Source organism: Bacillus cereus group sp. BfR-BA-01347 (assembly GCF_022663835.1).
Lineage (GTDB): Bacteria > Bacillota > Bacilli > Bacillales > Bacillaceae_G > Bacillus_A > Bacillus_A thuringiensis_K.
Genome location: NZ_JAKUGG010000056.1, coordinates 1 through 8,208 on the forward strand (window position 1 = coordinate 1; position 8,208 = coordinate 8,208).

The following is an 8,208-nucleotide window of genomic DNA, read 5'->3' on the forward strand; positions in this document are numbered from 1 at the left end:
TAAAGAATGAAGCAATAAGGCTTCTAACCGCAAGGACTGCGGGGTTAGCCTAATCAATTAGAGTTCGATAGAACTCTTTACTTAGGAATCCCTCACTTCTAAACGAAGTGAGAGTGGGGGTAGTTCAATGGAGAGATGCTTTAGAGGGAAAAGTTATCGCTTTACTGCAATCCGTGATTTTCTAGAAATGGAAGCCGATTCTACACAGCTATCATGTAAAAACTGCAGATGTGGATTGTCTTTTTAAGAAAGATGATCTTGCAATGATTGTGCATCATGATGGAGTGTTAGAAGTGGTTAAGCGTGCAGAAAAAAGTAAACTTTCTGAAGGTAAATTTAAAAAGATAGAGTTTGTAATTCTATCTTTTTCTTATATTCAATTACTACAGAGGATTTAAATTCACTAAAAGAAAGGTAGAAGAGAATATGAATACATCTATGAAAAAAATCTAGTAAATTTATGAGTTGATTTTGCTTTCAAGCGCTTGTTTGGAGTAGAAGGAAGCGAGGATATACTCATTGGATTTCTTAATGCGGTATTACAATCCTCTTTAGATGAGGAAATTATTTCTTTGCATTTAGATGATCCACATCTTCCAAGGGAACAAAAGGATGATAAATTGTCTATTTTAGATTTACGAGCTACCCTTAATAGTGGTATAAAATTAAATATAGAGATACAGGTTCGTGACAAAAAAGACATGATCGAGCGATCTTTGTTCTACTGGGCTGGCATGTATTATTCCCAAATGACTCAGGGGATGAAGTATACAGAATTAAGACCAACTATTTGTATTAATATAGTGGATTTCATTCTGTTTCCAGGAGAAGAGGACTTTCATAATGTCGGTGTAGTCATGAACAAAAAATCGGAGCACATAATTTCAGAGAATATGCAATTGCATTTTCTTGAGATTCCAAAGGTTATTCGAGAATGGCAAGAAGATCGAATGGATCCATGGGAGGATATATTAGCACGTTGGCTATTATTATTTCCTGCATATGAAGATGAGAAATTAACAACAATCCTGGAGGGAATCGCGATGGAAAAAGATCCAGTTTTGAAAAAGGCAATGGAGGATTGGGAGCGTTTAAGTAGTGATAAGGACTTTTTACGCTTATATGAGGCGAGAGAGAAGGCAATAAAAGATAGAATATCAGAAATAGAGACGGCAGAAGAAAAAGCAGCAAAAGAAGCTAGAATAGCAACTAAGATAGAGATGATTCACAATTTAATTAAAGTAGGTGTACCTATAGAGAAGATAGCGGAAGCCACTGAATTAAGTGTAGGAGAGGTTAATGAAATTTTAAAAAATAAAGAGTAAATATAAATGATAAAAAACAGGTAATTGTGATTACGAACAATTACCTGTTTTTTATTCCTTTTGTTTGATGCCCATTTTTTGATTACAACAATATTTTTTCTTGTTTTAGAGTTTCCTCTAATTCATAAAGAAATTTATTGTGTTGTTATTATATAAGAAAAGAAGACATCGATTAAAATGTCTTCTTTTACTTGTACACTTAGTGTTAAGAAGGTATTGTATTGCTTAAAAACCATAAAAAAATATAACAATCATCGAGTAAGTCTATTAGAATCAATAAATAGAGTTTTTTATATGCGACATTACATATATATAGATTTAATTATATTTTATCTATATAATTAAATTGTCTGTTTCTTGTTTTAATTCGTTTGTTTATTTTGGAGCGCTCCAGCAATGGAGCCTTTTTTTATGCAATAAAACATTTTCTTTGCATTACTTAGTTAATCTATATTAACTTTATCTTCTTAAACAATATCTATATTTTACCAAAAATTATAGAGATAACCAGTTTTTTCAATAATTTAGTGGATTAATAGTTTTTAGGTTATTTTTTAATTATTATAGGGAATTTTATTATGCAATGAAGAGTAAGAAATCAAGAATCATAAAAAATTTATAGTATCTTGGGAAATAATATATTATTATTTACGTATTTATATGTTATAATTTAATTCTCTAAAACTACTAAAAAGGACTGCCTAATGGTGGTCTTTTTTATATTAGTAAGATTTTACTAGTATAATAGAATTAACTGTATATTGTGAGGGTAATTGGTAGTCCCTTCTTTCCATTTGGAAGGAAAGGGGATGATACACCTATGGAGTTTTTGTTTTGGCTTCTGAAAGAATTTGTGAAAGCTATTGTACGTGAAGTTTCTGCGTATGTTTTTAGGAAACAAACTCTAGAAAAAGATAACAAAAAACCCCACTCCTCGTCGCCATCGGAAGCAAAAGGATGGGTTCCGTAAAAAACAAATGATATAATCACGTTCCTGAAGGTAGCAGTTATGAGAAGAGATGTTAGCGCATCTTTTCTTTTATTGTATAAACAAGCTATTACTGTAATACTACTACAGTAGTTATATCAAACGTACATAAAAAATCAATGAACATATAAATAGATATAATGTACAAAAGAAAAGATACCCAAAGCTGCCTTCTTACGATTTTAACCATCGTAATATGGTATTAGATGTCAATCCAAGTATTATTTTACCACGTTAAATAATGTTGGCTGTTGAGAAAAAAGGCACTCGAAAGAGTGCCTTTTTTCTATTCTACTTTTAATTTAATTTCTTTACCTGTCATGCCGCCACTAGCTTTTAAGAAAAGGCCTTCAGCATCTTTTGGTATATCAAATACAATTTTACCTGTTTGTGTTAGACCAGGATTCAATTGTTTTAAGAAGAAGTCAGTTTTCCCACCATTAGTTAAGTCAAATGATGTTTGACCTTGTGTTGAATATGTGAATTCACGACCTTTGTTATCTACTAATTTAAAACTATTAGCATCAACAGTAATAGCGTCTTTTTGATTATTAGTAAGTGTAACTTCTAAAATTTAAAAGACACCTTGTGCTTGTTCTTTTGTATATTCATTACCCACAGAATCTACTGTTTCCATAGATCCTACAGCGATTTTAACATCAGAAGATACACCTTCTTTTGATACTGCTTTAGTGTCTGTTGAAGTTTTTTCTGTTGAGTCTCCACCACCAGCGACCATAGCAATTATTCCGATTACAAATAAAGCTATAATGCCTAGGCATCCAAATTTAAATATTTTTCCCACGTTTGTTCCTCCAATTATGTAAAATATAAGATTGCCAAGCTAATAATAACAAACTATATATAAGGATATTGTTATATTATGTCGAAAGGAAATAAAAAAGATAGTTTAGAATTTTCAGGCTGAACTTCCGTCTTATGACCTATTATTCCTCGCATCTTGGCAGTACTTCTTACTCATAAAAAAAGACACCCAAAGGTGCCTTCTTCCTACTTAACCCACTTTAATTTTTGGACTCTCATCCTTACCGAATGGAAAGTAGAGATGCTTCAATTATGTACCGATCTGGAGCGTCTCCTATATAGTCAAAAGGATAACAAGTTGTTAGTGTTAATGTTGGCTCACTTTTTTCTACAATAACTGTTCGGTCTTCTGAATCTGTTATCCAATGCTTGTTAATTTTATATGTATATGTTTTATTTTCATATTCCACGATAAGTTGGTCATTTTCCTTTAGTTGACCAAGCTCGGTAAAAACAGTATCTCTATGTCCACTTAAAACTGTATGACCATTTCCAGATGGTGTAGTAGTTAAGTCACTAACAAACATACCTACACCCTTTTTTAGTACTTTATCATCAGCTCCCCAATATACAGAGTATTTCTTTTGTATTTTAGGGATAATTAAATATGCTACTTTATCTCCTAACTGATGGTTTACATTTGAAGCGGGAATTTGTACAGGTTCTTTAGGTTGTAGTGAAGTTTCAGTTTCAGTTTGATTGATGTTTTGCGCTTCATTTTCTTTAGAAGGTGTGGAGGTCTCATATTGTTTAGCCTCGTTAGTTGTTAATGACTCTGCTGATTGTCTAGCACTATACCATTCTAGAAAATAATAGGAAAAGATAGTAAGTCCAATAACAGTTAAACATAAGCCTATCCATTGTTTTTTATTCACTTTTATCACTCCATTTGAAAACGACAGGATTTCTCCTGCCGTTTTAAGGAACTATTTTATGCGTTTGTCTTTTTACGACGGAACATTAATACAGATCCAGCTAATGCTAATCCTAAGCTTGCTAACATCATTGTAACACCATTTGATGCTGTATTAGGTAATTTTTCACCTTGTTTTTTCGTTTCTTTTTTCACAACTGTATTAGTATTTTTCTTTGTTTCTTTTGCAGTTGTTTGAGGCTTAGTTTGTTCTTGTTTATTATTTGTTGTTTGGTTGTTTTGTTTTGAATTCTCTTGCTTAGTGTTCTCTTGTTTAGCAGGTTCTTGCTTAGTTTGTTCTTGAGGTTTGTTTTCATCTTTTTTAGTAGTTTGCTTGCTAGCTAAAAATTGATCGTAGTCCCCTTTTTTCACTTCACAAGGTAAGCCGTCATTGTCACGATCTAAGTCATGAGGATCATTAGTTGCGCTGTATCCATTGCTGTGCCAGAATTCCATAACTTCTTGTTTGTTTTTAAAGTGACCGCAATTCTTGTCGATTGGATTTTTTTCTGCAAATGCAGCAGAACTGTACCCCACTGTTAATAATGTAACCGCTGTTGCTGAAGCTAATAATTTTTTCATAATTTTCTCCATCTCCCTAAATGGTATGTATTTACATTGAAATATTTTACATTTAAAAAATTAAAAATACAATAATAATTTGTAGATAAATGTAAGATTTCTAGATAATAATAACAAATTGTCAATTCGTATATTGTCATATTATGTCGAAGGAAAATAAAAAAAAGACAACCTAAAATACCTTCTCCTGACGTGAACCAGCTTAATATTAATAATATGTATTTGGACTATCATCTAAATATTTTTTTAACATGTAAAGAGAAAAAGTGGCATTAATTCTAGAATGATAACACTAGCTGAATGGAATGAAATAAGCCAGTCGACGTTCTTCAAACTGGTCAAAGATGGTATGAATTTATATGAAACAGCAAAGAAGGGAAAAGGGTACGCAGTGCATTTGGAATTAGCAAGAAAGAACGGGATTAAGAATACTACTTTTTACTCAAGGGTTAAAAGTAGGATGAAGCTGCTACGAAGCCATTCGTAGGTCGTAAGGGAGTACAGTAAATTATCTAGGATACGATATGAGCGAATAAGACAGGTTAATAGAAAAATGGATTCAGAGTAATATAGTTAAGTCTACTAATGAATGCGACTTATTTGAAGAGAGTTACGAGGAACTAAAACAGTTATTAAAAGGAGATGAAGATGTTATCTACTAGGAATAAAGCTCCAAGCAAAATTAAAGAATCAACTAAAACCAGGAACCGGTTTATCTGTGGCTTTCCAAATTTCTTTATTAAGCTAAAAACTGCACTCATTCCGAAACAAATATATAACAAAATCATTATTGTCCCTGATATATTGATAATTTAATTATATACTGAAAAATATGTACATATAAATTTTTAAAAAGTACTTATTTAAATAAAAAATGGTCCTTACATTACGTAAGAACCCCATAATCGAAGAAAAAAGTCGTATGTGAAACCATGTGGGAATTACAATAATATTTTAACACCTAAACATATAGTTGTCTATACATGATCGAACAAAATAGTTATTTAAACCAAGAAGCTCTAGATTTAGGGATCTAGAGCTTCTTGTGTTGGTATAATCCACACGGTTTATGAAAAGAAAAGAACTTACTGAAGATAACACATGAATGTTTCATAAATGTATCAAAAAAGTGAACAAAATAGTTATTTGATAGAATTTTGATAAAAAGCGATGATCATTAAATCACTCCATGATTAATGACAATCGCTTAAGTATTGAAAAGTTATTCAGTTATTTGAAATATAGTTTCATTAGGTCTGGAGAATCCATATAGTTTCCTTGCGAATTTTAAAATACCTTCCTCGCTTGCTGTTAAAGTTTTAATATCGTTTTCAAAATAACGTCCTATAAGTTCTAATTCAGACAATTTCTTCTTTTCTTTATTAAGTGTAATTTGTTTTTCTTGAATCATTTGCTCTTGCTTATAAATGCAGATTTGAATGGAAATAACCATAGGTAGCATAAAAGCAAGTGCTAATAAAAGGCGACGTCTTAGCTTTTTATTCGTTTGTTGATTCTTATTAGGATTAATTTTATTTTTTGAGATTGATTGTTGTGGTGATAAATTTGGGACACTTCCCATTTTAAAGCCTCCATTACTTATGTATAGAATTTAAATTGTTTACAAGTATTATATATGCTAAATAGATAATTTTGAACCTATTTGGATAAAGGGAGGTTTTATGAAATTTAAATAAAAACGTTATTTGAATTGAAAAGAACACCATATGCTCTAATGGCGCTCTTAGACCAAGAACTATAGTTTAATTTTTTATAGTCGGTATAAGTATATGGAAGTTGAAAATAAAGAGTGAATACATTTGAAACAAAATCCTTATTTAACAACAAATAAAAAAGAGCGCTAATCAAGAGCACCCTTTATACGTCATTATAACGAAAGTGACAAACTCACATTATACAGAAAGGTATTATTAAAGTATGTAAAAGTATGAAATTGGTGAATGGGTTGAAACAAAATCTTTATTTTAAAGCTAAAGAGCGCTTTCCTAAAGCGCTCTGTCCCAAAATATAAGTTGAAAGAGGAAACATGACATTATATGCATGCTGTTTTAGAGTGGTGTGTGTTTAAAGCTTGATTTTCATAAAAAATAAAGCACACATATAAGTGTGCTCTTATGAACGCTTTAGATTTGTATGACTAGATAGTCACCATACAATAAAATATGCTTGTTTGATATAAATGTGAGTCAAATCTATAACATATATTTTGGTGTGTAGAAAGAACATTAAATGTTAATTAGCCAAGCATATTGTTTTTATTAACGAATCTGTGCAACTGTTAACGCTGCAGAACGAATATCTACGGTACCAATTACTTCAACGGGTACAATTTGAATTAAATCACCAGGGTTTAAGTTAATTAGAATGACACCACTGGATACATCGACTTCACCAGTTCCGAAAATATTAGAACGGACTGCGGTTCCAGATCCTGCAATAATATTAGTTGATGTGTTTAGCGTCAAGAAAAAGCGCGCTGCTTCTGGGGCTACAGGAACGTTATCGAGGCTGATTGTTAATGTATAACTGATTTGATAAATACCAGCTACTTGAATTCTAATACCAGTTCCAGTACTAATTGTATCATTGATTACAGGGACAGTAATATTAGGATTTGGGCCCGTACTAGGTAGTAGTAGTGGCGTGAATAGTGTTGCGAATTGAGGTGAAGTAGCATTAAAAGCAAAACCGAGAGCTGGTAGTGTACTAGGGGCTTGTGCTCCACAATTAAAGTTTGTGAGTTTAAGACTAGATGAACGCATATTTTCACTCCTTTCTTTCATTTAGATTGCGTGAGTAAGAATCTCACGTTTTGGACAAGCGTAATACAATATATGAAAATTTATAGTGAATAGTGCAGAGTTGTACTGTTATGGATAAAACTAACTGCCTGTTGTACAAAAGGAAACATAATAAAAAGAGCACGCATATAAGCATGCTCTTTAACAAGAAAGGTAGATTTCTATAAGTGGATTGCCTCCATACAATAACATATGCTTGTCCAATTTAAACGTGAAAGGTTTTTAGCAAAAACGCTATTTTGTGCTTAACAAATGACAAAGCAGCTAGCTAATCTAGCTAACCGCTCCATCGTAATGCGCTGAGGAGTTTTACTAAGCATACATATTATGAGTTGTAACTACAAGCTACAACTATAGTATGAACAGAATCGAAAATATAATACAAAAAGAAAACTAAATAATATTTCATTTTGTATTAATTTGGAATACAAAAAAGAGCACTTAATAAAGTGCTCTCGTGACGAGAATCATTTTGTAACGACTTTTTATAAAGAAAGGAACACAGAATATTTTATGAAGTTATTTTCGGTTAAGTGTGTATCTTTCATAAAAAACTTTATTTTATAGAAAATGAAAAAGAGCATCGTTTTGAACTGCACCTCCAATTGTTAGACTGTGTCTAACAATTGGGGTGCAGTTCAATAGGAGGTAACACTTTGAGCTGGATGTTTCGGTTAAAATTATATGATGCAGAAAAGAAATAAGACCTAAAATTTATTTTCAACTCAATATAAAAGAGCAGCTAGCAAAAGC

5 protein-coding genes and 3 pseudogenes are annotated in these 8,208 nt (G+C 31.7%); 3 read left to right on the forward strand and 5 right to left on the reverse strand.

What is annotated here, in order from left to right; genetic code table 11:
- Window positions 1-127: 127 nt before the first annotated feature.
- Together MR143_RS33360 and MR143_RS32380 are read left to right on the forward strand one after the other, a co-directional pair.
- A pseudogene (locus MR143_RS33360) lies at window positions 128-398 on the forward strand (hypothetical protein); the annotation flags it as partial.
- A gap of 28 nt (window positions 399-426) precedes the next feature.
- Window positions 427-1,325: pseudogene (locus MR143_RS32380) on the forward strand (Rpn family recombination-promoting nuclease/putative transposase).
- 1,274 nt (window positions 1,326-2,599) lie between these two features.
- Here MR143_RS32380 and MR143_RS32385 read toward each other — a convergent pair.
- From MR143_RS32385 to MR143_RS32395, 3 genes and pseudogenes are all read right to left on the reverse strand, one after another.
- Window positions 2,600-3,118, reverse strand: a pseudogene (locus MR143_RS32385) (DUF4352 domain-containing protein).
- 241 nt (window positions 3,119-3,359) lie between these two features.
- Window positions 3,360-4,013: a class D sortase gene (locus tag MR143_RS32390; protein WP_001036095.1), complete on the reverse strand. Its 654-nt coding sequence runs from the start codon at window positions 4,011-4,013 to the stop codon at window positions 3,360-3,362.
- A gap of 56 nt (window positions 4,014-4,069) precedes the next feature.
- Window positions 4,070-4,633 (reverse strand): excalibur calcium-binding domain-containing protein, encoded by a 564-nt coding sequence (locus MR143_RS32395; protein WP_242281290.1) that lies wholly within the window; start codon window positions 4,631-4,633, stop codon window positions 4,070-4,072.
- Window positions 4,634-5,178: 545 nt separating this feature from the next.
- Between MR143_RS32395 and MR143_RS32400 the strand changes: the two genes are divergently transcribed.
- Window positions 5,179-5,295 (forward strand): Fur-regulated basic protein FbpA, encoded by a 117-nt coding sequence (locus MR143_RS32400; RefSeq protein ID WP_258010520.1) that lies wholly within the window; start codon window positions 5,179-5,181, stop codon window positions 5,293-5,295.
- Window positions 5,296-5,855: 560 nt separating this feature from the next.
- On the opposite strand, the gene MR143_RS32405 is transcribed toward MR143_RS32400, so the two are convergent.
- Together MR143_RS32405 and exsF are read right to left on the reverse strand one after the other, a co-directional pair.
- Window positions 5,856-6,215 (reverse strand): FtsB family cell division protein, encoded by a 360-nt coding sequence (locus MR143_RS32405; RefSeq protein WP_000536029.1) that lies wholly within the window; start codon window positions 6,213-6,215, stop codon window positions 5,856-5,858.
- Between the two features lie 697 nt (window positions 6,216-6,912).
- Window positions 6,913-7,416, reverse strand: coding sequence for an exosporium protein ExsF (gene exsF, locus MR143_RS32410; RefSeq protein ID WP_001257908.1), 504 nt, complete (start codon window positions 7,414-7,416; stop codon window positions 6,913-6,915).
- Window positions 7,417-8,208: the final 792 nt, after the last annotated feature.